Here is a 26,407-nt window from a genome sequence, read left to right as displayed (position 1 = left end):
GCGGGCAGCGGGCGGGTGGTGGGCCGCCGGGCTGCCGCCCGACTCGCTGCGGCAGGCGCCGCGCACCGGCGATCGCCGCGTGCCATAAATTCTTAACGATCGGCGTGAACAATGGCGTTCGCTTCAGGCGGCCAGAAGCGTCGCCCGCGTTGCACACGTGTGCAACGCCTGGCCGTCCCGCCACCACGCCGAACGAGAGAGACCTCATGACCTTGCTGAGCCGCCTGCGCGCGCTGTCCGCCGCCCTTGCGCTGTCCTTCGCCGCCACGCACGCCGTTGCCGCGGATCTCGTCATCGCGGGCCGCGACGACATCTACGGCAAGGGGCTGGCCGACGCCGTCGCCGGCTTCAACAAGCTGCACCCGGGCACCGAGATCGAGCTGCTCAAGCTGCCGAACGCGAACCTGTACCAGAAGCTCAAGCTGTCGATGCGCGAAGGCACCGGCGCATACGACCTCGTGATGATGGACGACACGTGGGCACCCGAATTCATCGGCAACGGCTGGCTGAAGCCGCTGCCCGCGTCGCTCGCGGATGCCGATCTCGTGCCGTCCGCCGTCGCGCTCGGCCGCAACGCGGCCGGTGCGCTGTACGCGCTGCCGATCGTCGGCAACGTCGAGATGTTCGCGTACCGCAAGGACCTGCTCGCGAAGTACAAGCTGCAGCCGCCGCGCAACTGGGACGACGTGCTGAAGATCGCGCAGACCGTCGGCGGCGCGGACAAGAGCGTGTCGGGCGTCGTGTTCCGCGGCACGAAGGGCAACCCGGTCGTGACGGGCTTCCTGCCGATCCTGTGGGCCTACGGCGGCGACGTGTTCGACCATGCCGGCAACGTGACGATCGATTCGCGCGAGGCGCAGGCCGCGCTGAAGACCTTCCTCGCGCTGAAGGCGTCCGCGCCGAAGGACGTCGACGTGTACGGCGCGGCGGAAGTGCGCGATGCACTGCAGCGCGGCACGGCCGCGCAGTCGATCGAGGTGTGGCCGGCGTGGGTGCCGGCGCTCGACGATCCGAAGCAGTCGCGCGTGGTCGGGCAGATCGCGCTGCAGCCGCCGCCGGGGCAGACCGCGGGCCCGGCGCCGATGCTCGGCATCTGGCAAATGGGTATTCCGAAGGACGCGCCGCACGCGAAGCTCGCGCAGGATTTCCTCGCGTACCTGACCGCACGCGACACGCAGACGCGCCTTGCCGGCATCGGCATTCCGCCGACCCGCCGCAGCGTGTTCAACGATCCGGCGCTGGTGCGCCTGTACCGCTGGTATCCGGATCAACTGAAGGCGCTCGAAGCCGGCCGTGCGCGGCCGCGCGTGAAGGACTGGCAGCAGGTCGAGAGCATTCTCGGCGACCAGCTGCAGCTCGCGCTGACGGGGCAGGCCGCACCCGATGCCGCACTGCGTCAGGCGCAGCAGAAGATCGCACAGGCGACGGCCGCGGCCGGCAAGTGACGGCTCGCCTCGAACCATCGAAGGGATACCGCGCATGAAAGCCTTCGGCCGCAGCCTGCCGTTCGTCGCGCTGCTCGGGCCCGCGCTGCTGGTGCTTGCCGCGCTCGCGCTGTATCCGGTCGCGCAGGTGCTGATCGATTCGTTCTGCCAGGTCGACTACTCGGCCGGCCGGCGTGCGTTTGCCGGGCTCGCGAACTATCGCGCGGTGCTCGGCGACGACGCGTTCACGGCCGGCTTCGGCAACACGCTGCGCTTCACGATCGTCGCGTCGCTCGCCGAAGTCGCGCTGGGTTTCGGCCTCGCGCTGCTGTTCGTGCGTGCGTTTCCGGGGCGGCGCATCGCGCTGCCGCTTGCGATCCTGCCGATGATGCTGTCCACGCTCGTGTGCTCGGCGATCTGGCGCAACTGGCTCAACTTCGACGGCTTCCTGAACGCGCTGCTCGCGGCGTTCGGCATCGAAGGCGTGCGCTGGCTGTCCGATCCGCATCTCGCGCTGTGGTCGCTCGCGCTCGTCGACGTATGGCAGTGGACGCCGATGGCGTTCCTGATCGTGCTCGCGGGGCTGCAGTCGATCCCGCAGGAACTGTACGAAGCCGCGCGCACCGACGGCGCGAGCGAGTGGCAGTGCCTGCGCGACATCACGCTGCCGCTCGCGGCACCGCAGATCGGCCTCGCGCTGCTGCTGCGCTCGATCGATACATTCAAGCTGTTCGACAAGGTCTATGCGCTGACGGGCGGCGGCCCCGGCAACGCGACGCAGACGCTGTCGACCTATATCTACGACACGGGCTTCCGCTTCTTCAACGTCGGGCCGGCGAGTGCCGCGTCGGTGCTGATGCTCGCGGCGTCCGCGCTGCTGGTTTCGGGGTACGTATGGCAGACGGTTCGCAAGCGGCGCGCATGACGGCGCAACCCGCGGGCATCACGGGCGCACGAACGGGCGCCGCTTTCGGTCGCGCGCTGCCGTGGGCACTGCGCATCGCAGCGCTCGCGCTGTTGCTGCTGCCGTGCCTGTGGATGGCCGGCGCGGCGTTCATGCCGACGCTCGAACGCCTCGACCATCCGTTGCGGATCTGGCCGGCCGCACCGACCTTCGAGCATTTCGCGTCGGTCTGGTCCAACGGCATCGGCGTGCCGCTGTTCAATTCATTGCTGGTCGGCTTCGGCACGACGCTGCTCGCGCTGGCGCTCGCGTTTCCGGCCGCGTATGCGCTCGTGCGGCTGCGGTTTCCGGCGCGGCTCGACCTGCTGTTCTTGGTGCTCGTGCTCGCGTTGAAGCTGATGCCGCCGATCACGATCGCGGTGCCGCTGTTCGCGCTCGCGAAGCGGCTGCACCTGCTCGATTCGACGCTCGGCCTGGTGCTCGCGTACCAGATCTACGCGTTGCCGATGGCGATCTGGATGCTGCTCGCATTCGTGCGCGACGTGCCGATCGAATACGAGGAAGCGGCCTGCATCGATGGCGCGGGGCTCGCGCGACGGCTCGTGCAGATCGTGCTGCCGTTGTGCGCGCCGGGGCTGATCGCGACCGCGATCTTCGTGTTCATCGCCGCGTGGAACGAATTCCTGATCGCGCTGCTGTTCGTGTCGACGCCGAGCCGCTTCACGCTGCCGCTCGCGATTGCCGGCTACGTGACGGAGAACGGCATCGACTGGGGCGACCTGATGAGCGCGGGGCTGATGGCGTCGCTACCGACCCTGGCCGTGGCCGGCTACGTGCAGCGCTACCTGTTGCGCGGGTTCGCGGGCGGGCTGAAGTGACGCGCGGCAGCGCCGCGCCCGATCTCCCCGTGTTACTCGCAACTGGCCCGCACCACCTGCGTGACCGGCACGACGCGCGTGCGCGACGGGCCGTCGAACGTCTGCATCCGGTCGGCGAGCAGGTCGACTGCCGCCTGCGCGAGGCCGCGCGTGTCCTGCCGGAGCGTCGTGAGCCGATAGGCGTCGTATTCGGCGGCCGGGATGTCGTCGAAGCCGATCACGCGCACGTCGTCCGGCACGCGCAACCCGAATTCGCCGCGCGCGACGTCGATCACGCCGAGCGCGAGCAGGTCCGACGAGCAGAACACACCGTCGGGCCGCTTGCCGTTCGCGAACAGTTGCCGCGCCGCTTCGACGCCGCTCGCATGGGTGTCGGACGGTGTGTCGAGCACGTGCGCGAGCGTCGCGTCGAATGCGTCGCCGCGCCCGATCGCCTGCTCGAACGCGGCAGCACGCGATTGCGCGCTGTAGCTCGCGCCGCGCGGCCCGACGAACGCGAGCCGGTGCGCGCCGGCCCGCACGAGCCGCTGCGCCGCATGGACGGCGCCCGCAGCGTTGTCGCTGACGACGATGTCCGCGCCCGGCAGGTTCGCCTCGCGGTTGATCATCACGACCGGGATCCGGTGTTCGAGATACTGCTGCGCGACCGACAGCGGCGGCGACGCGGACGTCATCACGAGGCCCGCGATCCGGTAGCTGAGCAACTGTTCGAGCGATTGCCGGACCTGGCGCGGATCTTCCGCATTGGTCACGAGCGGCGTGAGCGCGCGCTGCCCGAGCGCGGCCATCAGGTCCGACAGCAGCCGCGCGCGGAACGGATTCTCGAACCCGGCCGTCACGACGCCGATCATGCTGCTGCGCTGCGTGATCATGTCGCGCGCGATCAGGTTGACCTGGTAGCCAAGCGCACGCGCGGCGACCATCACGCGCTCACGCGTCTGCGGGGCGATGCTTGCCGTCGGCGAGAACGCACGCGACACCGCGGAGCGCGAGACGCCCGCGCGTGCCGCGACATCCGACGCCGTTACCCACGGTTTTCTTTCCTTGTCATTCATCGATTCATGATTCCTTCGAGCCACGATACGTGCACGCCGCCTGCCGACTGGATGTCGGCACTCGACGACGCGCGGCTGCTGCATACGCTGACCCTACCGGGCAGCCATGACACCTGTGCGTATACCGTCGACGATCCGCTCGTGCGCACCCAGCGTGCGCCGCTCGACGCGCAGCTCGCGCATGGCGTACGGTTGCTCGACATCCGCTGCCGGCACGTGCGCGATGCGTTCGCGATCCATCACGGCGGCATCGCGCTCGGCATGACGTTCGACGACGTGCTGGCAACCTGTGCGCGTTTTCTCGATGCGCATCCGCGCGAATGCATCGTGATGTCGGTGAAGGACGAATGGCCGGCGCACGCGTGCACGCGCAGTTTCGATGCGACGTTCGATGCGCATCGCGCGCGGCACCCGCGGCTGCGCTGGCATGCCGGCGGCCCGCTGCCGGCGCTCGGCGACGTGCGTGGCGCGATCGTGCTGCTGCGGCGCTTTCGCAGCAGCCGGCCGCTTGGCATCGACCTGACCGCATGGCCCGACAACGCGACGTTCACGATCGATCATCCCGATGGTGCGTTCGTGATCCAGGACGAATATCGCGTGCCGGTGGCCGCGTCGATCGGCTGGAAGTGGCGTGCGATCGACGCGCTGCTGACGGACCTGCCGTCGCCGGACAGCGGCCGCTGGGCGATCAACTTCTGCAGCGGGACCGGGATGGGCGCGAATCCGTCCGTGGTCGCGCACGGTGACGGCAGGGTGCAGGGTATTCATGCGCGGCTGGCCGAACGGCTGCGCGCGCAGCGCGGCCCGTGCGGCGCGATGCTGCTCGACTTCTGCGATGACGACGACTGGGCGCTGGTGCGCGCGCTGATCGCGTGCAACGATCATGTGCCGGCGCCGGGCGTCTGGCGCAAGACGTTTCGCTGTTAGCGGAGCTGGGCGCTGAAGAACGCGAGCGCCTTTGCGTCGAGCGAGTCGTGGAATGCCGCGCGATCGAATCCGTTTGCATCGGTACAGACTTCGGGCGAGTTGCGCGTCAGTTGCTCGGAGCACGGTGCGAGAAATGCGAAATGCGCGGAATTCGGCACGACGTGGAATTCCGGCCGTTGCGGCAGCAGGCCGGCCAGCGCGGGCACTGTTTCCGGCTCGACGCCGTCGCCGCCCGCTTCGGACGCCCAGAGCTGGATCGGCGCGTGCACATCCTTCAGCGTATCGGCGGTCGGGAATTCGTTCATCGGGTCGGCGATGACGTAGGCCTTGATCCGCGGATCGTGCGTGAGCGGCTGGGGCGGCAGGTCATGGTCGCGGATCTGCTTGCAGATCAGCCAGGTCGGGTCGGGGCAGGCCACGTGCGCGTGCACGAAATCCGGATTGGCGCCGGCCAGCACGAGGCCCGTGTAGCCGCCGCGCGAGAAGCCGAAGAAGCCGATCCGCGCGGGATCGATATGCGCGGCGTCGGGCCCGTTGGCCAGCATGTAGTCGACCAGGCGCTTGATGTCCACCGGCCGTTCGGCCAGTTCCCTCAGGTCGGCCGAGTGGCTGGTGTCGGCATGCGTGTCGCCGGGATGGTTGATCGCCGCGACGACGAAGCCCGCATCGGCAAGCGTTTCGGCGAGATCGTGATGCCCGAAGTACGTGCCGGCGTGGCCATGTGAGATCACGACGAGCGGCAGCTTGTCGCCGACGGTCGGGCAGTCGCGCAGCCCTTTCAGCAGGAACGGGCCGATCGTGAGCGGTTGCGCGGGTGTCGCGCAGGGCGTCCAGATGGCCGCGCGCAGCTCGGGGCCGGCCGCGTCGGCCGGGATGCTGGCGAACTTGACGCCGGCCGCGTGCGCGACCGTGGCGGACAGGCAGAGCAGGGCAGCCGATAGCCAGGTTTTCATGTCGATTCCCCTCCGGTGCAGTGAGCGGATTTCCGTTCGGGTTTGCTGGTCAGTTACCGCTGTGCGAGCGCGGCGACTCGGGCGAGTCGCCGATCGTAATGCAGAAATGCAGCTTGTCCGTGGTTCCGGGATTGTCGGTCTGCCACGCTTCGGCGTCGGACACCATCGTGCGGCGGCAGAACGCGGCGGCGTCCTCGAGCGGCCAGTCTGCGAGGCAGACGGTGCCTTGCGGCGCGCTACCGTGCCCAACCCGACCGTCGATGGTCAGGACCCAGCCTTCCCAGCCGTAGATCGGGATGCGATGGCACTCGCAAAAGTCGATGCATTCGAGTGCGGCGGCAAGCGGCAGCACGATTTCGCGACGGGAAATCGACTGGGCGGCGAGCGCGGGAGGCATGGCTCCGAGTTGCGACATGGCGGGCGGGTCGACTGGCGACGACGTGGCGCGCGACGGACGCCGCTCAGCGCGTTGCGATCGCTACTGCTGCACCGGCCATCGCGGTCGCGCTCGTGCGGTTGGCGATCCGCTTCGCGCGTGCCGACGTCAGGAAAGCCCGTGCACGCGACGCAAGCAGCGACCAGAAGCAGTCGGCCAGGATCAGGACCGCGAGCATCGTGCCGACCAGTTCGGCCCACGCGGTTACGCCGACGTGCGTGAGATCGACGATGGTCGGCAGCAGCGCGAGATAGAACACCATGATCTTCGGGTTGCCGAGCGTGACGAGCATGCCCGCGACGAACATGCGCCACGGCGACTGGCCGCGCGGCAGGTCGTCGGTGCCGGTCTCGGTCGGTGCAATCCACATCTTCCAGGCGAGGAACAGCAGGTACGCGACGCCGAGCAGCTTCAGCACGATCAGGCCCGTCTCGAACGTGCGGGCGAACGCGGAGAGCCCCGCGACCGCGAGCGTGAGCCACAGCGCTTCGCCGAGCCACATGGCCGCCAGGAACGGCAGCACGTCCCGCACGCCGTTCGTCAGCACGCGCGCGACCAGCGCGGCGACGCTCGGCCCGGGCGTGCCGGCGGTGACGAGCAGGGTGGCAGCGAAGACGGCGAGCGCGGACAGCGTCATGACGGACCTCGTGGGCGGGGCGTTCGAAACGTATGAAGTTTCGATTATAGTGACGGCCGTTCCAGACTGTCTGCCTGAATTGCCGTCATGACTGCACCGATCCTGATCCGTCCCGCCACGCGGGAAGACGCGGCCGCGATGGCCGCTGTCGAAGTCGCTGCCGCGCAGCGGTTTCGCGAAATCGGCATGACCCACATCGCGGAAGCCGAGCCGACCGATACGACCGCCGTGCTCGTACGCATCGATGGCGGCCGGGCCTATGTGGCAGTCGATGCGCGCGGGGCGTGCGTCGGGTTTGCGTTCTACCGGCTGCTCGATGCGCAGCGGCTTTATCTGGAAGAACTGGATGTCGCACCGTCGCATGCCGGACAGCGAATCGGCGCGCGGCTGATCGAACAGGTGACTGCGCGCGCGGCGCAGGAAGGCATCGCGGAGGTCGTGCTGTCCACGTTTCGCGACGCGCCGTGGAATGCGCCGTACTACGCGCGGCTGGGTTTCAGCATCGTCGACGACGCCACGCTCGACGACACGCTGCGTGCGATCCGCGCGCACCACGTCGCGCTCGGGCTCGACGAGACACAGCGCGTGTTCATGCGGATGCGCGTTCCGGGCTGACGCAGTTCCGGCGAGTGAGGGTGCCGTCTGCGTCACGATCCGGTATCAGCGCAATGCCTGGTTTCCGGTAAGCGGCAGCGACGCGAACGCGGCTTCCACGTGTGCAAGAAAGTCGGACGCGGGCCGCGTCAGTTGCAGCCCCGGCGGCGTGAGCCGGTACAACTGCAGCGGTGGCGGCGACATCGGTAACGGCAGCGGCGTCAGCTTCTGGCCGAACACGGTTTCCGCGAGCGAGAGCCGGGTCCACGAGAAAATCGCATCGTTGGTCATCATCAGGCTGTAGAACAGCGCATACGACGTGCAGCGCGTGATGCAGCGCGGCGGGGGCAGGCCCGCGTGCGCGTGCAGGTCACGGATATACGTAGGGAAGTTGTCGCTCGCATCGGCGTGGATCCATTCCGCGTCGCGCAGCGCGTCGAGCGATGTCGCGCCCGCAAAGCGTCCGTTCTCACGGGTGACGAACGCGGTGTCGAACGTGCGGATCGCCTTGATGTCGACCGACTCGGCAATGGGGCCCGTGACGGCGACGAAGGCGAGATCGAGCGTGCGATTGCGCAACTGTTCCGAGAGCAGGTTGAACGTCAGTTCACGCAGTTCGCACTCGACGTTCGGCCAGTGGCGGCGGAACGCGGCGTAGGCCTCCGCAAAGCCCGTCACCGCGACGATCGGCGTGAAGCCGATCACGAGCCGCCCGTCTCGCAGCCCCTTCATGTGCGCCATGTCCTCGCTCGCCCGTTCGAGCTCGCGCACGACAGCCTGCGCGCGCCCCAGCAGCGCGTCGCCTTCCGGCGTCGGCGCGACGCCCCACGGCTTGCGCTCGAGGAGCGGTAAGCCGAACTCGTTCTCCAGTTCCTGGATCGCCTTGCTGATGGCCGGCTGCGTGACGTGCAGGGTCCGGGCGGCGGCCTTGATGCTGCCGGCCGTCGTGACCGCGACGAGCGCGCGCAATTGATGGATTTTCATGATGCGGAAGATATTACCAAAAGTTATCCGCATCAAAATTCGTGAGTTTTTTGACCCGAAACGCGTCTCTATGCTTGGCCGAGACGGTCGCGACGCGGCCGATTCCACGGAGCCATTCATGACGCAGAACCTTGCTCACGTACTCGCGGCGATTCGCGAGTCGGAGTCCCGATTCGTGGCGATCCGCCGCGACATCCACGCCCATCCCGAGCTCGGTTTCGCCGAGACCCGCACCGCGCAGCTCGTTGCCGAACAGCTGGCCGCATGGGGTTACGACGTGACGACGGGCGTGGGCGGCACGGGTGTCGTCGGCCAATTGCGGCGCGGCGCGTCGGCGCGCACGCTCGGCCTGCGCGCCGACATGGACGCGCTGCCGATCGAGGAGGCGACGGGGCTGCCGTATGCGAGCACGGTTGCGCGCACGATGCACGCGTGCGGACACGACGGCCATACGGCGATCTTGCTCGCCGCCGCGCACTATCTGGCCGAACAGGGCCGATTCGACGGCACGCTCAACGTGATTTTCCAGCCAGCCGAGGAAGGGCTCGGTGGCGCAAAGCGGATGATCGACGATGGCCTGTTCGAACGTTTCCCGTGTGAACGCGTGTACGCGCTGCACAACGCGCCGGGCGTGCCGGTCGGCCATTTCGCGTTGCGCTACGGGCCGATGATGGCCTCATCCGATTCGGTGACGATCACCGTGACGGGCAAGGGCGGGCACGGTGCGATGCCGCAGCTCGCGAGCGACCCGATCGTCGCGGGCGCGCAAATCGTGACCGCGCTGCAATCGATCGTCTCCCGCAACGTCGATCCGCTGAAACCGGCCGTCGTGACCGTCGGCACGTTCCATGCGGGCACCGCGCCGAACGTGATTCCGGAAACCGCGACGCTGCAGTTGTCCGTGCGTGCGCTCGATGCGGCCACGCGCGACGAAATCGAGGCGCGGATCCGCCGGATCGTCGACGCACAGGCGCAGGCTTACGGGATGACCGCGCAGATCGAATACCACTCGATCTCGCGTGTCGTGGACAACGACCGCGCGGCGTCGGATCTCGCGGTCGAGACGATCGCGGCGCTGGCCGGCGAAGGCGCGCTCATGCTGTTACCCGACGGCGTGATGGGCAGCGAGGATTTCTCGTGGATGACCGAATGCGTACCAGGCTGCTACGTGCTGATCGGTAACGGCGTCGATTCCCGGGGCGGGTGTTCGGTGCACAACCCGGGTTACGACTTCAACGACACCGCGCTGAGCTGGGGGGCGGCCTATTTCGCCGGTATCGCCGAACGCTTCCTGAAGGCGGGCTGACGACGGCGCACCGGAGACGCGCCGGCCGGACATGGATTGACTTGACGATAAGGATAACGAATGAAGAAGCGATTTGCACTTGGCGCGGCCTGTCTCGCGCTCGGCGCCGGCAACGCGCGCGCCGTGCCCTATCAGGACGTGTTGCTGGCGGCGGTGCCCGAGTACAACGGTCGACTGACGGAGGGCGTCGCGCTGTATGGTTCGGTCGACATGGGGATCAACTACCAGACGGTCGGCGGCCATTCGCTGTGGCAGACGCAGAGCGGCGGCGAGTGGACCTCCAAATTCGGCTTCTTCGGCCGTGAGAACCTCGGCGGCGGCTGGCGTGCCGAGTTCAACCTTGAAAGCGGTTTTCTCGCGAACAACGGCGCGCAGCAGGACAAGCAGTCGACCTACAACCGGCAGTCGTGGGTCGGCCTGTCGTCGGACAGCTTCGGGCGGCTGCGTCTCGGCAAGCAGATCGGCACGGCGCTGCCGCTGTTCATCGACGTGTTCGGCACGGTGGGCACGAACTCGGTCTATACGTGGCTGGGCGCGGCAGCCGTGCAGACGAGCCGCGGCGTCGGCTACAACTCGGACCTCGGGCCAGGGGCGACGCAATTGCCGGCGCGCGTCGACAACGCCATCACGTACCGTACGCCGATCGTCGCGGGCACCACGTCGCTGATGCTGATGTATGCGCCGAGCAACGTTGCCGGGCGCGCGCCCGCGGCGTCCGCGCAAGGTGCGCTGCTGCAGTGGTACAACGGCACGACCTATCTGGCCGCGAGCTACAACCAGGTGTGGGGCGTCAACGGGGCGAGCACCGTGCGCAACGACCTGTACGGGCTCGGCGCCGTCTATGACACGGGGCGGATCGTGCTGTCCGCATCGTTCAACCAGTACGCGCCGAAGCTGGCCGGCGACGGCATCGCGCGCGTCTACACGGTCGGCGCGATCGTGCCGTTCGGCGTCAATGCGATTCGCGCGTCGGTCGTCTATCGCGATACGTCGGGCGTACGCGACGCGGCCGGCCAGCCGGCCAAGGACTCGGCGCTCGGTGCGATGCTCGGCTACGACTACCTGCTGTCGAAACGCACGGGCCTCTATGCGCGTGCGGGGTTCATCCGCAATTACGGCATCTCGACCGTGTTGCTGAACGGCAACCCGCTGCCGACCGAGCCGGGCGGCACCGCACCACGCACCGGGACGACCCCCGTGACGCTGTCGCTCGGCATGTATCACAACTTCTGAACGGGAATTTTCCGATGCATACCCTGAATCGCACGGCTGCTGCGCCGGTCGATGCCGCGCCGCGCGTGACGCGCCGCACGGTCGTTGCGGCCGCACTCGGCAACGGACTCGAGTTCTTCGACTTCACCGTCTACAGTTTTTTCGCCGCCCTGATCGGCAAACTGTTCTTTCCCGCGTCGAGCGACGTCGGCGCGCTGATGCTGTCGCTCGCGACGTTCGGCGTCGGGTTCGTCGCGCGGCCGCTCGGCAGCGTCGCGATCGGCGCCTATGCGGACCGTGCCGGGCGCAAGCCGGCACTCGTGCTGACGGTCGCGTTGATGGCGCTCGGCACCGGGATCATCGGCTTCGCGCCGACCTATGCGCAGATCGGCATCGCCGCGCCGCTGCTGATCGTCATCGGGCGCTTGCTGCAGGGCTTTTCGGCGGGGGGCGAAGTCGGCGCTGCGACGACCCTGCTGATGGAGTCGGGCGACACCGGCCGGCGCGGCGAGCGGGTGAGCTGGCAGATGGCGAGCCAGGGCGGCGCGACGCTGGTCGGCGCGTTCGTCGCGCTGACGCTGTCGCGCGCACTGTCGCCCGAAGCATTGCACGCGTGGGGATGGCGCGTACCGTTCGTGCTCGGTCTGCTGATCGGCCCGGTCGGCTTCTATCTGCGGCGTCACCTCGACGATACGCTGCCGCACGCGGCGGCCGGCGCACCGCGTGAGCGTGCACGCATTCCGTGGCGGCAGGTCGTGGCCGGTACGCTGCTCGTGATCGGCGGCACGTCGACCACCTATACGATCGTATTTTTCCTGCCATCGTTCCTGACGCTGACCGTCGGCATGCCGGCGTCGGTGTCGCTGCTGTCGGGCTGCGCGGCGGGCGTCGTGCTGCTGATTGGTTCGCCGCTCGCGGGACGGCTCGCGGATCGCGTGCGTCGTCGCAAGCGGCTGGTGGGCGTGACGTGTGTCGCGTCGGCCGTGCTCGTGCTGCCGGCGTTTTACGCGATGAGCATGTGGCCGTCGGTGGTCACCGCGGTCGCGGTCGTGATCGTGCTGATCGGCTTGATGACGCTGTCGAGTCCCGCCGGCTTCGTGATGATTCTCGATGCATTTCGGCCCGAAGTGCGGGCGATGTCGCTCGGGATGATCTATGCGCTCGGTGTGACGATTTTCGGCGGGTTCGCCCAACTGATCGTCGGTGCGATGTGGCGCGCGACCGGCAGTTTTTACGCCCCTGCGTGGTATGTGCTGGGATGTAGCGCGGCGAGCCTGGTCGGTCTGGCGTTGTTCGTGGACGCGCCCGCCGTGGACGGCAGGCGGTGAGCGGGAAGGGCGAGCGCATTGCATGCCCGCCCGGTGGTGTGCGCGACGAACGGACGGGCGAGGCCGGTCCATTCGTCGCGCATGGCTCGCTGCGCGATCAGGCCGCGTCGCTCAGCGCCGGGTAATCGGTATAACCCGTTTCGCCTTCCGCGTAGAACGTCTCCGGCACCGGCTTGTTGAGCGCTGCGCCGAGTTCGAGGCGGCGCGGCAGGTCGGGGTTCGCGATGAACAGCTTGCCCCATGCGATCGCGTCGGCGCTGCCGTTCGCGAGTGCGGCCTGCGCGGTGTCGAGCGTGAACTGCTCGTTCGCGATCAGCGGGCCGCCGAACGCTTCCTTCAGGCGCGGGCTCAAGTGGTCGCCCGAATACGATTCGCGCGTGAAGATGAACGCGATCTTGCGGCGGCCGAGCTCGCGCGCGACATAGCCGAACGTTGCCGCCGGATCGGAATCGCCCATCGTATGCGCGTCGCCGCGCGGTGCAAGGTGCACGCCGACACGGCCGGCGCCCCACACGTCGATCGCGGCGTCGACCACTTCGAGCAGCAGGCGTGCGCGGTTCTCGATCGGGCCACCGTATGCATCGGTGCGGCGATTGGTGCTGTCCTGCAGGAACTGGTCGAGCAGGTAGCCGTTCGCGCCGTGGATCTCGACACCGTCGAAGCCGGCGGCCTTCGCATTCTCGGCGCCCTTGCGGTAAGCGGCGACGATGCCCGGGATTTCGTCGAGCTCGAGTGCGCGCGGCGTCACGTACGGGCGCTGCGGACGCACGAGGCTCACGTGGCCACCCGCGGCAATCGCGCTCGGCGCGACCGGCAGGTCGCCGTTCAGGAACACCGGGTCGGAGATCCGGCCGACGTGCCAGAGCTGCAGCACGATGCGCCCACCGGCCGCATGCACGGCCTGCGTCACCTGTTTCCAGCCCTCGACCTGCTCGTCGGACCAGATGCCGGGCGTATCCGCATAGCCGACGCCCTGCGGCGTGACCGACGTTGCCTCGGTAATGATCAGGCCGGCCGTGGCGCGCTCGGTGTAGTAGCGGGCCATCAGTGCGTTCGGCACGCGTGCCGCGCCCGCGCGGGAGCGGGTGAGCGGGGCCATCACGATGCGGTTCGGCAGGGTCAGGTCGCCGAGGGTGACGGGATCGAACAGTGTGGGCATGGCAAATAACCTCTTCACGAAAGGCGGGCAACCGTCGCGTCATCGGCGACCGCAACCCGGATGGCCGGTTCGGCCGTGTTGGCTAGAGTTCGCGGCGCAGGGCGTCGTGAAATGCGTCGATGACGGCCTCGTTGCGCTGGAAAAACGCCCATTGGCCGATCCGTGTCGACGTCACGAGCCCCGCGCGCTGCAACGTCGCGAGGTGCGCGGAGACGGTCGATTGCGACAGCCCGCAGCGCGCGTCGATCTGGCCCGCGCAGACGCCGTGTTCGTACGGCAGCGTCTGGTTCGGGAAATGCACGTCCGGCGTTTTCAGCCAGACGAGAATTTCCCGGCGCACGGGGTTCGAGAGCGCTTTCAGGATCGCTTCGATGTCGAGTTCGGTCGGCATGGATGGGTTTGGCGTTTCGGTCAGGCAATGGGGCATCGTCGATGGGCGAATCTTATATCGTAACTTGGCGATATGTTTGAAAGCATTGCTGGCAATGGGGTTGATAGCGAACTGCTATTGAGGCGCTTCAAGGCTGGCTGGGCTGGGCTGTCTGACGCCCGAGCCGCTCACGAGGGGGCGTGAGGCGTAGCCGCCGCCGACTACGGGCGCGGAAGCTGCTTCAGACCAAATCGGACGCAGGCTCGGCAGGCACCCGCCGCACGTTGGCGGGCTTCAGTCGTTCGGGCGTGTCATCGCCAGCAATTCGTCGATGAATGCCTGGCGCTGCGTCGGGTCCAGCGGACGTACCCCGCACACTTCATCGAACCACAATCCTTCGACGGCAAAGCGGATGATCCGCGCGGTCCGTTCCGGCAACGCGTCCCGGCTCAGCAATTCCGTCCAGCGGGCAGCGTGGCCCGCATAGACGGGGAGCAGGCTCGGCTCCAGGAGCAGGCTGCCGATCACGGCCGACAAGCTCCTGCCCTGGAGCGCCTGCTCGGAGCTTGCGATGATGTACGCGCGGGTCCAGGCGCCGGGCTGGCCGTCCGCCAGCGCGGCGTCGGTCACGGCCTGCTCGAAGGTGGTCGCTTCGAAATGCAGCAGCCCTGCGAGGAGTTCCGACTTGCTCGAGAAGTGATAGAGCAGCCCCCCCTTGCTGATGCCCGCAACCGAGGCGGCCTCGGCAAGGGTTAATCCCAGGATGCCTTTGTCCTGCAGGATTTTTCGTGAGGCTTCGAATATTTTTCTCTTGGTGTCGCCAATTTCGCTATCGATATTCTCGTTCATCGGGAATTGCGCGGAAAATGCACCGAAATAAGCCGTACCGGCTGGACGGTGCATTATACAAATTCCCTTTGCCATTTTTTTTGAGTTCGGTACTGTACCGGCTGGACGGTACACTTCGCGTCAACGAACCTCGAACCCATCTACCCGGGCATTGAAAGCACGATGAACGAACAGGCAAGCCTCTCCACGATCGACGACTGCACCGAGCGCCGCGACGGCGTGCTGACGCTTCCGCAGGGCAGTATCCGCGGCAGCTGCAAGGATGGCGTCTGTCAATTTCTTGGCATTCCTTACGGAAAGGCTGCGGTCGGCGACTTGCGGTTCAGGCCGCCCGTGCCGGCGCCGGCATGGGACGGAATCCGCGATTGCCGCCGCTACGGCGATGCGTGTCCGCAGGTCAACGACGACTTGCCCGCATGGCAGTTCGATGGAGATCACTCGGCGGATTGTCTCAATCTCAACGTCTGGACGCCGGCGTCGGCGGCGCCCGGCGATCGCTTGCCGGTGATGGTGTGGTTGCATGGCGGCGCCTATCTGTCCGGGTCCGCCAACCTGTCCCTGTACGACGGACGCGTGCTCGCCGAGAGGGAGCAGGTGGTGGTCGTGTCGATCAACCATCGCCTCAACGCCTTCGGTTACCTGCACTTCGGCGATCGGGGCGACAGCCGTTCGATTGCCGCGAACGTGGGGCAGCAGGATATCGTGCTGGCGCTCGAATGGATTGCGGCACACATCGGCGCGTTCGGCGGCGATGCAGGCAACGTGACGCTGTTCGGTGAATCGGGCGGTGGCGGGAAGATCTGCGCGCTCACGATGATGCCGTCGGCCGATGGCCTGTTTCACAAGGCGATCGTCCAGAGCGGGGCCTTTCTCACCCTGCTGACGCGAGCGCAGGCAAAGGTCAGGGCCGACGAATTCCTGTCGATGCTTGGCGCCGACATCCGCGCACTCGATACGATCAGCGACGAACAGGCGCTTGCGGCCGCGCGGCGCCTGATCGACCGGTATGGCTATACCGCGTTCTGGCCCGTCGACGATGGTGTCGTCATCGATGCGTCGAGAATCCCGCGCGCATCGGTACCGATGATGATCGGCACGACCCGGCACGAGTCGGCGTACTTCCTCGCGCCGCGGCTGCTTGCGCACGGCCCGCTCGAGCCGGCCGGCTACCGCGATGCGCTGGAGGACGGCCTGAGGCCGTTCAGCATCGGCCCGGACGATGCGAGGGCAACGGCTGACGCCGCAGGGCGTACGTGTGCGATACCGCCTCGCTCGATCGGCAGGGACCTGACCGACGTCCTGTTCTGGATGCCCGCGGTCGCGCTGGCGGAACGCAACAGCCGGCATGCGAACACGTTCATGTACCGGTTCGACTGGGCATTCCCGTGCTGCGGCGGCCATTACTCGATTCACGGCGCCGAAATCCCGTTCGTGTTCGGCATGCTCGACTACCCATTGCCGGCCTGGGATGACGCCGATCTCCCGAACGCACGGTATTCGGCCGACACGCTTGGCGAGCGGTTCGACCTGGCTGCACGCGTGCAGCGTGCGTGGGCCGATTTCGCCCGATACGGCGATCCGTCCGCCAGCGACGTGTCGGTATGGCCGCGCTACACACCGGACGCGCGTGCGACACGGATTTTCGACCGGGTCTGCCGCGTCGAGGCGGATCCGGATGCCGAGCGCCGGCGGGCGCTGTTCGCCGCGTGTGCGGGCGCGTGACACACACATCATCGACAAGGAGCAGACATGGAGACGTCAGCGGTAACCCCGGAATCCTCATCCACGCGCCCCCTGAACTGGGTCGCGATCGTGTTTTTCGTCCTGGCCACCAACGGGCCCCTCACCAGTCTGATCGGATGCGTGCCGTACGGCGTTGCGTATGGCAACGGCATTGGCATCGCAGGTTCCTACCTGTGCGTCGGCCTGATCTACCTGTGTTTCGCCGTCGGCTTCACGGCGATGAGCCGTCACGTGGGCAATGCGGGCGCGCTGTATGCCTACGTCGGGCAAGGGCTCGGCCGGCCGGCGGGTGTCGGCGCCGCGTTCATGGCGGTCGCGTCGTATTTCGTGATCACGCTCGCGTGTTACGCGTTGCTCGGGTTCTATATCAGCTATTTCATCAACAACCTCACCGGCCTGGTCGTGCCGTGGTGGGTCAGTACACTCTGCGCGGCAGCCGTCGTGCATGCGTTCGCGATCAACAACGTCCAGTTCAACGGCGCCGTGCTGTTCCTGCTGATGATCGTCGAGATCGCGCTGATCGTCGCCTTCAACCTCAAGGTCGCGGCCACGGGCGGTGGGGTCGAGCACTTCAGCCTCGCGCCGCTGCATCCTGCGAACGTGTTCACCGGAAAGTTCGGCACATCGCTGGTGTTCGTCGTGGTCGCCTACATGGGCTTCGAGACGACGGTGATCTATGCGAACGACGTCCGGAATCCGGGCCGCTCCATTCCGGTCGCCACCTACGTCAGCGTCGCGGTCATCATGGCGATCTATGTCGTGTCGACGGTGCAGATGTCCAATGCGTTCGGCTATGCCGAAGTCGTCGCGCTGGCGGAGAAGTCTCCCGCGGATCTGTGGTTCGCGGTGACGGAGCGGGTGCTCGGCAAGCAGATGGTGGTGGTCACCAACGCACTGCTGATCACCAGCATGCTCGCGGCGATCATCAGTTTCAACAATGCGACCGTGCGTTACTGGTATTCGCTCGGCCGCGACGGCATTGCGTTCAAGCGGCTCGCGCAATTGAGCGAGAAGAAGGGCCTGCCCGTCCGAGCCGCGAACCTGCAGTCCGTGCTCATGGTCACGCTGATCGCGTTGTTTGCCGCCTATCGCGTCGATCCGGTGATGGTGATTGCACCGTATCTCAGCATTCCGGCCGCGATCGGGATCGTTTGCGTTCAGGCGTTGACCGCGCTGGCGGTCATCCGCTTCTTCGCGGCCCGCCGCGCGCGCAAAACGCGGTTCATCCGGTGGGCCGTGTTTCCGGCGTTGAGCTTTGCCGGATTCGCTTACTTCCTGTACGCAATGATCGGCAACGTATCGCTGATGGCAGGCACGGCGTCGACCGTCGTTTCGCTTCTGCCGTGGACGACGCCGGCGGTTGCTGTCGCGGGTGCCGGCTTCGCGGTCTGGCTGCGACGTGCGCGGCCTTCTGCGTACAGCGGCCTGGGGCGATTTCTCAGCGATAGCTGAGCATATGGACACATTCCTGAAGCGGGTATGGTTGAATCATTAAGGTATCCATATGGAAGTGCATGAAGAAGATGTTCTGGACTGACGATCCAGGTGGGCGGGTTCGTTTCGACTGACGAGCCCCGCCTCCATGCACGTCGGCTTCAGCCCGGCAGGCCGACGATCTCATACCGCCCCTGCGTCGCATCGACATGCGCGATCGTATCGAGCACGCGTATCACGGGCGGAAAGCCGTACACGCGCTCGACCATCGCCTTGTATTCGTCGCCGTGCCAGTGCGCGGCGGCTTCGCGCGTGCGCCACACGTACACGCCGCCGCCTTCATGCGTGGCCGCGTCGTAGAAGTACCACTTGTGCAGCAAGTCCGGGTTCAGCGCCCACTTCACGGCGGTCGTTTCATAGCGGTTCCGCAGCGTGGGCAGGTCGACGTCGGGCTGCAGCTTGAAGAAGACGATTTCGGTGATCACGGCAGTGCCTCCATTCGCGAATCGTGGGGATGCGGCGGCGATGCCTCCGGGGGCGTTCGAGTCGGACGACAGCCCCCGGGAGGCAGTGTCGTTCAGTACGGCGACGGCCGGTTCTCCGTGCGCCACTTGAGATCGGCCGGCGTGCCCGGCCGCGGCGGGCGCAGCCCCTCGATCGTCCACAGCCCGAACGGCGTTTCGCCGATGTGGATTTCCCAGCGCAAGCCGCGCTCGCCGATGAACGGCGCCAGGCGTTTGCCGACATGGTGCATGAACCGTGCCTGTTCGGCGGGATCCTCGATCTGCCGCGCGATGTGGTCGACCCGGATCCGCACGAAGTCGTCGGTCGGCTGGCCGCCGATCAGGAACGACGCGGGGGGCAGCGGCTGGAACAGCACGTTCACGTAGAAGCGCGGCAGAAACCCGTCGTAGAAGCCGACGATGCGCTCGGCGATCTCCAGTTTGTCGGTATCGGAATAGGTGTGTTCGGGATGGTAGATGTTCCAGAGCGGCATGTGTGTTCCCCGGTTCGTGAGAGAGAGCAGGTGTCGTGTCAGATTGCGCTGTAGCGCGTGGCGGGCTGGCCATCCCGCGTGACGGCATGAAGGAGGGTGCCGCGCGCGCCGTCGAACTGCTGCCATGCGCCGAGATCGTGGAGCGTCGGAAAGCACACCGATTCCTCGTGATCCAGTGCGTGCAACGCGGTGTCGACGAGCGTTTCCGGCGTCATGAACAGCGAATCGGGGAATGGCGCGGACGCATTGCCGAAAAACTCGGTGCGCACCGGCCCCGGCATCACGGCCTGGACGGCGACGCCGCGCGGCGCAAGCTCGGCGTGCAGCGAGCGCGTGAAGTTGAGCACATACGCTTTCGAGCCGCTGTATCCGCCCGCACCGGGCACCGGCATCAGCGTGACGATCGATCCGATGTTGACGATCATGCCGCGTCCAGCAGCACTGCAGCGGCGCGCGGCCGCGAGCGACAGCCGTGTCAGCGCGAGCACGTTGACCCGGATCATCGCGTCGACGGCGGCCGGGTCGACCGATACCGACAGGCCCAGTGCGCCGAGGCCGGCCGCATTGACGATGCCGGTGAAATCGGCGGTGCCGTCGATCAGCGCCTCGACCTGCGTGACGCCGTCGGGGCTCGACAGGTCGGCGACGACGGCCTGCGCATCGCAGCCGTATGCGGACCGCAGCCGGTCGGCGAGCGCCGCGAGCCGCTCGTGCCGGCGCGCAACCAGGATCAGATCGTATCCGCGAGCAGCGAGACGATCCGCATAGACCGCGCCGATCCCCGACGACGCACCGGTTACGACCATCACACCTCGATCTTCTTGCTTCATGTTCAAACCTCCAAAGGGCTGGACTGACAAGCTTTCCTGTAACTCTTATTATTAGAGTAAGTGGGGGGCGACACGCCGTCAAGTGCTGCCGGATGCGATGCGATACGATTACCACCGTGCGCGCACCGGCATGGGCTGCGCATCGAAGTCAGGAAAGGTGAGTTGCGATGAAATCCAAGAGTTTTGACGGCATGATCTGCTCGATCGCCAGCGTGCTCGATGCGCTCGGCGATCGATGGAGCACGCTGATCGTGCGCGATCTGGCGCTCGGGCTGGCGCGTTACGACGATCTGCGCCAGTCCACGGGCGTGACCCATGCGACGCTGTCGGATCGGTTGAAGGCGCTCGAAGGCAGCGGGCTGATCGAGCGCCGGCTGTATCAGTCGCGCCCCGACCGGTACGAATACCATCTGACGCCGCGCGGTCGCGACATCGGCATCGTGCTGATGGCGCTCGCGCAGGTCGGCGATGCCTGGGGGCAGGCGGAATCGAAGGCGCCGCCGCTCCGTTTCATGGAGGCGCGCTCGGGGCATGCGGTGCGGCTGGCGTTGGTCGATGCCGAGACGGGCAGCCCGATCGACCTGCCGGACTTGCGCGTGGAGGCAGGGCCCGGCGCGGACGAGATCATGCACTGGCGACTCGAGAAGACGCGCGCGCGGCGCAGCGAATCGTAACGTGCGCATCCGCGTCGCGCTGCCGGTTCACGACTCATGTCGGAAATCGCGCGGCGCCGGCTTCCGGCGGCAGGCGCAGCCCGTTCGTGAGGTAGCTGACGGTCCGGTAGAAGCCCGCGAGCATCAGCAGTTCGAGCAGCGCCTCGTCGCTGAAATGCGGGCGCAGCGCGTGCCACAGGTCGTCGTCGATGTCGCAATGCCGATGCAGCGCGTCGCACAGCCGGATCAGCAACCGGTCCGCCTCGCTCCAGCATGCATCCTCGGCGCCGCCGCGGGCCAGCGAGTGAAGCTGCTCGCCGGTCAACTCCGCGGCCGGCGAAAACACCGAGACATGCACCCCCCATTCGTATTCGGAACGGCAAAGTGCTGTCGTGCGATCGATGACGATCTCGCGTTGCCGGATATCGAGGTGGCCCTTGTCCAGCAGCCCGGCGGCGAAGAACTTCGTGAACAGGCGCGCGTCGCGCGCCAGCGTGGTGAAGAGGCGCAACGGCGGGCGGCCCCGCATGATCCGGTCGAGCGACGCGGCAATGTCGGGGGCGAACGGCGGCACTGCGCATGCGATACGCTGAGTCATGTGAACTCCTTCGTGCTCGTGGCGGTTGCGTGTGAACACGCGCATTCGCCGATGGCTGAGCCGGTAGCGTAGGTTGCGTGCTTTAAAAAGTAAAGCAAGTGGGAAGAAAAAACGTCGGCAGGGCCATGCGGCATGCGCGCGCCATCGTATCGATTCATTGACGCCACGCGGCGTTTGCTTTAAAAAGTACAGCATGACGACACCCAAAATCGGACAACGCGTTCGCGGATCGAAGACCGGACGACCCATCATGGTCGTGTTGGATCTGCTCGGGCGACGCACCACGCTGCGCATCCTGTGGGAGCTGCGCGGCGAGCCGCTCACATTCCGTGCGCTGCAGGAAGCCTGCGAAACGAACGCACGCCTGCTCAACACGCGGTTGGCGGAGCTCAAGGCGTCGGGCCTCGTCGAGCATGGCGAGGGCGGCTACTGCATGACCGCCGAAGGCCGGCGGCTCGAGGCGGCATTGCAGCCGTTGCTGGGGTGGGCAAAGCAATGGGCGAAGCGCGACCCCGACGGGTTCGACGCGGCCGATCGCGAGCAATCCGGTCAGGCGCGCTGATCGCTTGACACGCGGGTGTGAATCGCCACGTCATGTCGGTTCGCGCATCGTGTGCGAGCCAATTTTTTTCGGAGTCCTTTCATGTCTGTTCGAGCCGTCCTCTTCGATTTCGATCTGACGCTGGCGGATTCGTCGGCCGCGATCATCGCGTGCACGGAGTATGCGTTGCATCGGCTGGATGCCGCCGCCGCGACGCCGGCGCAGATCGGCGCCGTGATCGGGCTGCCGCTGCACGAGATGTTCCGCTCGCTGACGGGGGAAACCGAGCCGGCACGAGCTGACGCGTTCGCGCGTCACTTCGTGGCGCGCGCCGACGAGATCATGGTGCACGGCACGCGCATCTATCCCGAGGTTCCGTCGCTGCTCGCGCGTCTGCGCGAGCAGGGTCTCGCGGTCGCGATCGTTTCGTCGAAGTTTCGCTACCGGATCGAGGCGATCCTAGCGCTGAACGAATTGCAATCGCTCGTCGACGTGCTGATCGGCGGGGAAGACGTGCAGCGTCACAAGCCCGATCCCGAAGGGCTCGTGCTGGCGCTGGCGCGGCTGGGCGTGCCGGCCCGTTCGGCGATCTACGTGGGCGACCACGCGGTGGACGCGCAGGCGGCCGAGCGTGCCGGTGTGGCGTTCGTCGGCGCGGTGAGCGGGATGACGTCGTTCGACGGATGGGCACGCGCGGGCAAGCAGGCGGTGGCCACGCATATCGGCGAACTGGATGCGATCGTGCAACGGATGGGGCGCGATCCGTCCGAAGCATCGGGCTGACGCCTGGCTGCGCCGCCATGGCCGTGGCCGCGCCACGATCCTGGGCGACGTCGGCCTGTCGATCGCCTGATGTCGACGATCCCGGCGGTCAGCTTCCAGGCCAGTGCGATCGCCCTGCCGGCGGCTGGCAGGTCCGATGATGGATGCCGGGAATCGGTGTCCGCGAAATGGCGATTTCGCATGCTTCATCCCGGCATCCCGGGTTCGTCGAGTTGACGAACCCATTGAGGCTGCATTTCGCTCAGGATTCAGGAAATATCATTTTCTTTAAATCCCGGTTTTCGGAATAAATGTAGCCTGGATCGCGTGTCAGCTGATCGAACCGATCACGACGAAGCTGAAATTCCGGTCGCTGTATTTGCCATATGAGTCGCCGGTTTGAATCGTGGCGCCGCTGCCGGAAAGCGCAGGGAAGATCACGTTGTCCAGCGTGCTTTGTCCGCCGCCGTACCCCCATTGCGACCCGATAATCGCCGGCGTCTTGGTGAAGGCGGTGCTGAACGAGAGCTGATACGTGCCCGTGCTTTCACGTTTCACGGCGAATCCACCCGAACCATCCACGACCGTACCGTTACCCTGAACGCTACCCCACAACGTAACTTGAGCCATGATCGCTTCTCCTTATCTATTGTTGAAACAATGTCGATAATTGAAACGGGATGCCGAAGCAGTAATGTCTTAATTGTCCGGATCGGCGGTTGTATTGTATGTGATGGATTTTTAAAGTTTGATCTGGTGTAAATAATTTATTCTGATTTCTATTTTAAATATGCCGAATTTGTAATCGAAAGAGAATACCGTTGCGTAAAATTCGCATTCGGTCGTTGGCCGCGTAATCAAGCGCTGGTCGACGTCGTGATCGGGGGAGGCGCGCGCGGCCGAACGCGAATCAGAACCGGCCGGCTGAATCGCTTTCCGCAACAGTTCGGCAGCGCGCGACGGATTCTGCGACCATCGCCGTTAAAGTCATACCCGCCACCTGAGCCGTCACCATGCCACTCATTTCCGTCGTCTTCGCCCGCCTTAGGTTCGCGCGCGTGCTGCCGGCCGCCCGAACGCTGTCATACGCCATTTTGCTCGGGGCCGCCGGTGCGGTGCTTGGCGTGCCGTGCGGCGCGCGTCCGGCCGAAGCCGCCACGCAGCGCGAACGCCTCGATGCGCCGGTCAAGGCCGTCGCCGGCCAGCGCGTGGCCGTCGAGACGCCGCAGGGCAACGCGGTGCTGCCCGTTTACGCGGATCGTCCGCTCGACCAGGCCGCGCCCGATGTCACACGCGTCTTCGTCGTGATTCACGGCACGCTGCGCAATGCCGACGCGTATTACGCGTCGGGGCTCAAGGTCGTCGAGAAAGCCGGTGCGGCCGGCACGGGCACGATGGTCGTCGCGCCGCAGTTCCTGACGCGCGCCGATACGCGCGCGTTTTCGTTGCCCGCGCAGACGCTGGCGTGGACGCAGGAAGGATGGAAGGGCGGCGACGCGGCCCGTCAGCCGGGGCCGGTCAGCTCGTTCGCCGCACTCGACGCCTTGCTGGCGCATTTCGCCGACCGCAGCCTGTATCCCGCGTTGTCGAGCGTGGTCGTGATCGGCCATTCCGCCGGTGCGCAGTTGCTGCAGCGCTATGCGGTGGCCGGGCACGAGGGCGATGCGCTAGAGCGGGCCGGCATCGCCGTGCGCTATGTGGTCGCGAACCCGTCGAGCTACCTGTATTTCGACGACGCACGGCCGGACGGCCAGGCGATCGCAGGCGGAACCTGCCCGCGCGCGACGCAATGGAAATACGGGTTGGAGTCGGCGCCGCCCTATGTCGCGTCGCAGGACGCGCGCGATCTCGAAGCGCGCTACGTCGCGCGTCATGTCGTGTACCTGCTCGGCCAGGCCGACACGAACCCGTACACGCATTTCATCGACCGTTCGTGCGCGGCCATGGCGCAAGGCCCGTACCGTCTCGCGCGCGGGCTCGCGTATTTCGACTACCTGAAGAAGCGGCACCCGGCCGATCTCGCCCAGCAGGTCGTCGAAGTGCCTGGCGTCGGGCACGACAATCTCGGCATGTTTACGTCCGCCTGCGGGCTGGCCGTGCTGTTCGACCAGGCGTTGCCGTCCTCGTGCCCGGTCGTCGCCGGCACCGCGCCGGGCGTGCGCGCGACATTGCCGTAGGCGGGCGGGCGAGATCCGCGCCGGCCGGCATCGGCCGATCGGAAAATCCATGAACCGGCCGGATCGACGCGTTTCCCTGTCGGTCGCGCCCGTGTTCAGGCCGATCGCGCGATGCGATCGGCGCGCGATTGCGGCGCCGCGCGTCATGCCGTTTTTTCAGTGCCGGGCGGCGCGCTTGCATCGAATACCGTCAGGCCTTCCGTCGGGTCCGTCGGCATATCCCACGGACGTGCCGCGATGGCCCGTTGCGCCGCCTCGTAGCCGGCCTGCCGGCGGGCCGCGATGCCGTCCGGCGTGAAATCGATGTCCTTGAGCTGATTGTCGCCGGCGAGTCGCGGCGCCGCGAGCTTGACCAGGTGCATCGTGGTTTCGCATCCCCACGCGGCGAGCCGGCGCACGGCCGGCGACGCGCGTTCGGCTTCCGGCACGTGCCGGGCCAGTTCGCGGATCACGTGGCGCAGCCGGTGGATCTGCTGCTGGCGCGCGATGTGGCTGTCGGTGCGGCTTGCATACTGGATGTCCTTCTGCCGCTCCGACACCTGCCAGATGCTCTCGGGCTCGGGGCCGGCCGGATTCCACATCTGGACGGAGAAGATGATCGAGCTGCGGCGCGGGTTGTCGTCGAGCACGACCTCGACCGGCGTGTTCGAATACACGCCGCCGTCCCAGTACGGTTCGCCGTCGATCCGTATCGCCGGGAACGCGGGCGGCAACGCGCCCGAGCTCATGATGTGCTCGATCCCGAGCCGTGTATCGCGCGAGTCGAAATAGCGCATCGTGCCCGTGCACGCATTGACCGCGCTGACGGTCAGGCGCGGGTGGCCCGCGTTCAGCAGGTCGGGATCGATCAGCGATGTGAGCGTGTCGCGCAGCGGCGCGATCCGGTAATACGATGCGCGATCGACGCCGAGGCGGGCCATCGGCCCGAGCCACGATGCCGGATTGGGCTGGAAGAAGCCCGCGATGCCGCCGCCGATGATCATCAGCTCGGCCAGCGTCCGGTCCCAGCCGGGCAGCAGCGGCGCGGCGTCGAAACGCGTTCGTTCGGTCACGCGGCGCCAGAACGCCGAGAGCTTGTCGTAGCGCTGCTCCGGCGGATTTCCGGCGATCAGCGCCGCGTTGATCGCACCGATCGACGTCCCGATCACCCAGTCGGGCCGGATACCGGCTTCGTCCATTGCCTGAAAGACGCCGAGCTGGAACGCGCCCAGTGCGCCGCCGCCCTGGAGCACGAGCACGACTTGCCCGGGGATGTCCATGCGTGCCGGCTGGCTCGCGGTCATGGCTTGCCTCGCTGCGTGTGACGGTGGGTCGGATCCGAACGGTTCGATTCAGTTTAGGCGATCGGCGGCGGGGGACCGCCCCCACGTGCAACCGGCGGCCGCGTCTGCGTTGCCAGTCGCATCCGACCCTCAAGTGCATTCGCGGTGGTGCGTTCGCGAGCCGCAGTTCTCGCCGATTTTGTCCGCGCATCCGTAGTCGCGCACAGCCGGTGTCACGCGTCCGGGTACGGCGTGCCGTCCTTGTGCAGGAACCCCCCGTCGCGGCTCGGGCTCATCATGTCGATGTCCGGGCAGGTGATCACGTCGTCCGGCGAGCGTGAGCCGACCTCGAGATAGACCGCAACCGCATCCGACCGGTTGATCTGAATGCGCG

Annotated in this window: 28 protein-coding genes and 1 pseudogene; 14 read left to right on the top strand and 15 right to left on the bottom strand. The window is 66.8% G+C overall.

What is annotated here, in order from left to right; all coding sequences use genetic code 11:
* Positions 1 to 206: 206 nt before the first annotated feature.
* The 3 genes from LGN19_RS06565 to LGN19_RS06555 are packed head-to-tail and all read left to right on the top strand — an operon-like array spanning position 207 to position 3,206.
* Entirely contained in the window at positions 207 to 1,445 is a 1,239-nt protein-coding gene (locus LGN19_RS06565; protein WP_226213647.1) for an ABC transporter substrate-binding protein, read from the top strand.
* Positions 1,446 to 1,479: 34 nt separating this feature from the next.
* Complete coding sequence (locus tag LGN19_RS06560) at positions 1,480 to 2,349, top strand: carbohydrate ABC transporter permease (protein ID WP_043179796.1); 870 nt, start codon at positions 1,480 to 1,482, stop codon at positions 2,347 to 2,349.
* On the top strand, positions 2,346 to 3,206 hold the full coding sequence (locus LGN19_RS06555; protein ID WP_226213646.1) for a carbohydrate ABC transporter permease: 861 nt from the start codon (positions 2,346 to 2,348) through the stop codon (positions 3,204 to 3,206). The genes LGN19_RS06560 and LGN19_RS06555 overlap by 4 nt, the downstream gene beginning before the upstream one ends.
* Before the next feature lie 32 nt (positions 3,207 to 3,238).
* Here LGN19_RS06555 and LGN19_RS06550 read toward each other — a convergent pair whose 3' ends face one another.
* Entirely contained in the window at positions 3,239 to 4,261 is a 1,023-nt protein-coding gene (locus tag LGN19_RS06550) for a LacI family DNA-binding transcriptional regulator (RefSeq protein WP_226213645.1), read from the bottom strand.
* Positions 4,262 to 4,267: 6 nt separating this feature from the next.
* Between LGN19_RS06550 and LGN19_RS06545 the strand changes: the two genes are divergently transcribed.
* A complete protein-coding gene (locus LGN19_RS06545; RefSeq protein WP_226213644.1) occupies positions 4,268 to 5,188 on the top strand; it encodes a phosphatidylinositol-specific phospholipase C in 921 nt (306 codons plus the stop codon).
* On the opposite strand, the gene LGN19_RS06540 is transcribed toward LGN19_RS06545, so the two are convergent.
* From LGN19_RS06540 to LGN19_RS06530, 3 genes are read right to left on the bottom strand one after another with little or no spacing between them, the layout of a single operon-like run.
* Positions 5,185 to 6,141, bottom strand: coding sequence for an alpha/beta hydrolase family protein (locus tag LGN19_RS06540; protein ID WP_226213643.1), 957 nt, complete (start codon positions 6,139 to 6,141; stop codon positions 5,185 to 5,187). The two genes, LGN19_RS06545 and LGN19_RS06540, sit on opposite strands and share 4 nt — an antisense overlap.
* A gap of 49 nt (positions 6,142 to 6,190) precedes the next feature.
* Positions 6,191 to 6,556, bottom strand: a complete 366-nt coding sequence (locus LGN19_RS06535) for a hypothetical protein (RefSeq protein WP_226213642.1) — start codon at positions 6,554 to 6,556, stop codon at positions 6,191 to 6,193.
* Positions 6,557 to 6,602: 46 nt separating this feature from the next.
* Positions 6,603 to 7,214, bottom strand: a complete 612-nt coding sequence (locus LGN19_RS06530) for a LysE family translocator (protein ID WP_226213641.1) — start codon at positions 7,212 to 7,214, stop codon at positions 6,603 to 6,605.
* An 87-nt stretch (positions 7,215 to 7,301) separates the two neighbouring features.
* Here LGN19_RS06530 and LGN19_RS06525 point away from each other — a divergent pair, with 87 nt between their 5' ends.
* Complete coding sequence (locus LGN19_RS06525) at positions 7,302 to 7,829, top strand: GNAT family N-acetyltransferase (RefSeq protein WP_226213640.1); 528 nt, start codon at positions 7,302 to 7,304, stop codon at positions 7,827 to 7,829.
* A 45-nt stretch (positions 7,830 to 7,874) separates the two neighbouring features.
* Here the strand turns inward: LGN19_RS06525 and LGN19_RS06520 are convergent, their stop codons facing one another.
* Positions 7,875 to 8,912 (bottom strand): LysR family transcriptional regulator, encoded by a 1,038-nt coding sequence (locus LGN19_RS06520; RefSeq protein ID WP_226213639.1) that lies wholly within the window; start codon positions 8,910 to 8,912, stop codon positions 7,875 to 7,877.
* On the opposite strand from LGN19_RS06520, the gene LGN19_RS06515 reads away from it, so the two are divergent.
* The 3 genes from LGN19_RS06515 to LGN19_RS06505 are packed head-to-tail and all read left to right on the top strand — an operon-like array spanning position 8,911 to position 12,638.
* Positions 8,911 to 10,098 (top strand): M20 aminoacylase family protein, encoded by a 1,188-nt coding sequence (locus tag LGN19_RS06515; protein ID WP_122947562.1) that lies wholly within the window; start codon positions 8,911 to 8,913, stop codon positions 10,096 to 10,098. The genes LGN19_RS06520 and LGN19_RS06515 overlap by 2 nt on opposite strands.
* 60 nt (positions 10,099 to 10,158) lie before the next feature.
* Positions 10,159 to 11,331: a porin gene (locus LGN19_RS06510; protein WP_122947561.1), complete on the top strand. Its 1,173-nt coding sequence runs from the start codon at positions 10,159 to 10,161 to the stop codon at positions 11,329 to 11,331.
* A gap of 14 nt (positions 11,332 to 11,345) precedes the next feature.
* A complete protein-coding gene (locus tag LGN19_RS06505) occupies positions 11,346 to 12,638 on the top strand; it encodes an MFS transporter (protein ID WP_175220269.1) in 1,293 nt (430 codons plus the stop codon).
* A gap of 97 nt (positions 12,639 to 12,735) precedes the next feature.
* Here the strand turns inward: LGN19_RS06505 and LGN19_RS06500 are convergent, their stop codons facing one another.
* From LGN19_RS06500 to LGN19_RS06490, 3 genes are all read right to left on the bottom strand, one after another.
* Entirely contained in the window at positions 12,736 to 13,797 is a 1,062-nt protein-coding gene (locus tag LGN19_RS06500) for an alkene reductase (RefSeq protein ID WP_226213638.1), read from the bottom strand.
* An 82-nt stretch (positions 13,798 to 13,879) separates the two neighbouring features.
* Entirely contained in the window at positions 13,880 to 14,188 is a 309-nt protein-coding gene (locus LGN19_RS06495) for an ArsR/SmtB family transcription factor (RefSeq protein WP_043179776.1), read from the bottom strand.
* Positions 14,189 to 14,461: 273 nt separating this feature from the next.
* Positions 14,462 to 15,016 (bottom strand): TetR/AcrR family transcriptional regulator, encoded by a 555-nt coding sequence (locus tag LGN19_RS06490; RefSeq protein WP_122947558.1) that lies wholly within the window; start codon positions 15,014 to 15,016, stop codon positions 14,462 to 14,464.
* 162 nt (positions 15,017 to 15,178) lie between these two features.
* Between LGN19_RS06490 and LGN19_RS06485 the strand changes: the two genes are divergently transcribed.
* Both LGN19_RS06485 and LGN19_RS06480 read left to right on the top strand, forming a co-directional pair.
* The gene (locus tag LGN19_RS06485) at positions 15,179 to 16,738 is read left to right on the top strand and encodes a carboxylesterase/lipase family protein (protein WP_226213637.1); all 1,560 of its coding nucleotides are present in this window, start codon (positions 15,179 to 15,181) and stop codon (positions 16,736 to 16,738) included.
* A gap of 27 nt (positions 16,739 to 16,765) precedes the next feature.
* Positions 16,766 to 18,211: an APC family permease gene (locus LGN19_RS06480; RefSeq protein WP_226213636.1), complete on the top strand. Its 1,446-nt coding sequence runs from the start codon at positions 16,766 to 16,768 to the stop codon at positions 18,209 to 18,211.
* Between the two features lie 143 nt (positions 18,212 to 18,354).
* Here the strand turns inward: LGN19_RS06480 and LGN19_RS06475 are convergent, their stop codons facing one another.
* The 3 genes from LGN19_RS06475 to LGN19_RS06465 form a co-directional block, all read right to left on the bottom strand.
* Positions 18,355 to 18,678, bottom strand: coding sequence for a hypothetical protein (locus LGN19_RS06475; RefSeq protein ID WP_122947556.1), 324 nt, complete (start codon positions 18,676 to 18,678; stop codon positions 18,355 to 18,357).
* 92 nt (positions 18,679 to 18,770) lie between these two features.
* Entirely contained in the window at positions 18,771 to 19,190 is a 420-nt protein-coding gene (locus tag LGN19_RS06470) for a tautomerase family protein (protein WP_122947555.1), read from the bottom strand.
* 38 nt (positions 19,191 to 19,228) lie between these two features.
* Positions 19,229 to 20,020: an SDR family NAD(P)-dependent oxidoreductase gene (locus LGN19_RS06465; protein ID WP_122947554.1), complete on the bottom strand. Its 792-nt coding sequence runs from the start codon at positions 20,018 to 20,020 to the stop codon at positions 19,229 to 19,231.
* A 167-nt stretch (positions 20,021 to 20,187) separates the two neighbouring features.
* Between LGN19_RS06465 and LGN19_RS06460 the strand changes: the two genes are divergently transcribed.
* Positions 20,188 to 20,694 carry a winged helix-turn-helix transcriptional regulator gene (locus tag LGN19_RS06460; protein ID WP_226213635.1) on the top strand — a complete coding sequence of 169 codons (507 nt, stop codon included), beginning with the start codon at positions 20,188 to 20,190 and terminating at the stop codon, positions 20,692 to 20,694.
* A 34-nt stretch (positions 20,695 to 20,728) separates the two neighbouring features.
* Here the strand turns inward: LGN19_RS06460 and LGN19_RS06455 are convergent, their stop codons facing one another.
* A complete protein-coding gene (locus LGN19_RS06455; protein WP_226213634.1) occupies positions 20,729 to 21,523 on the bottom strand; it encodes a carboxymuconolactone decarboxylase family protein in 795 nt (264 codons plus the stop codon).
* Between LGN19_RS06455 and LGN19_RS06450 the strand changes: the two genes are divergently transcribed.
* Together LGN19_RS06450 and LGN19_RS06445 are read left to right on the top strand one after the other, a co-directional pair.
* Positions 21,522 to 21,833 (top strand): winged helix-turn-helix transcriptional regulator, encoded by a 312-nt coding sequence (locus LGN19_RS06450; RefSeq protein ID WP_226213633.1) that lies wholly within the window; start codon positions 21,522 to 21,524, stop codon positions 21,831 to 21,833. The two genes, LGN19_RS06455 and LGN19_RS06450, sit on opposite strands and share 2 nt — an antisense overlap.
* 81 nt (positions 21,834 to 21,914) lie before the next feature.
* Positions 21,915 to 22,595, top strand: a complete 681-nt coding sequence (locus tag LGN19_RS06445) for an HAD family hydrolase (protein WP_122947550.1) — start codon at positions 21,915 to 21,917, stop codon at positions 22,593 to 22,595.
* A 309-nt stretch (positions 22,596 to 22,904) separates the two neighbouring features.
* On the opposite strand, the gene LGN19_RS06440 is transcribed toward LGN19_RS06445, so the two are convergent.
* Positions 22,905 to 23,204: a hypothetical protein gene (locus tag LGN19_RS06440; protein WP_226213632.1), complete on the bottom strand. Its 300-nt coding sequence runs from the start codon at positions 23,202 to 23,204 to the stop codon at positions 22,905 to 22,907.
* Between the two features lie 383 nt (positions 23,205 to 23,587).
* On the opposite strand from LGN19_RS06440, the gene LGN19_RS06435 reads away from it, so the two are divergent.
* Entirely contained in the window at positions 23,588 to 24,751 is a 1,164-nt protein-coding gene (locus tag LGN19_RS06435; RefSeq protein ID WP_226213631.1) for an alpha/beta fold hydrolase, read from the top strand.
* Positions 24,752 to 24,894: 143 nt separating this feature from the next.
* Here LGN19_RS06435 and LGN19_RS06430 read toward each other — a convergent pair whose 3' ends face one another.
* Together LGN19_RS06430 and LGN19_RS06425 are read right to left on the bottom strand one after the other, a co-directional pair.
* Entirely contained in the window at positions 24,895 to 26,034 is a 1,140-nt protein-coding gene (locus tag LGN19_RS06430; RefSeq protein WP_226213630.1) for a patatin-like phospholipase family protein, read from the bottom strand.
* 212 nt (positions 26,035 to 26,246) lie between these two features.
* Positions 26,247 to 26,396: pseudogene (locus tag LGN19_RS06425) on the bottom strand (transcriptional regulator); the annotation flags it as partial.
* Positions 26,397 to 26,407 lie beyond the last annotated feature (11 nt).

The organism is Burkholderia sp. AU30198, assembly GCF_020419825.1.
Taxonomy (GTDB): domain Bacteria; phylum Pseudomonadota; class Gammaproteobacteria; order Burkholderiales; family Burkholderiaceae; genus Burkholderia.
Note: the sequence above shows the minus strand (reverse complement) of the source record. Positions and strands in the feature narration are given on the sequence as shown.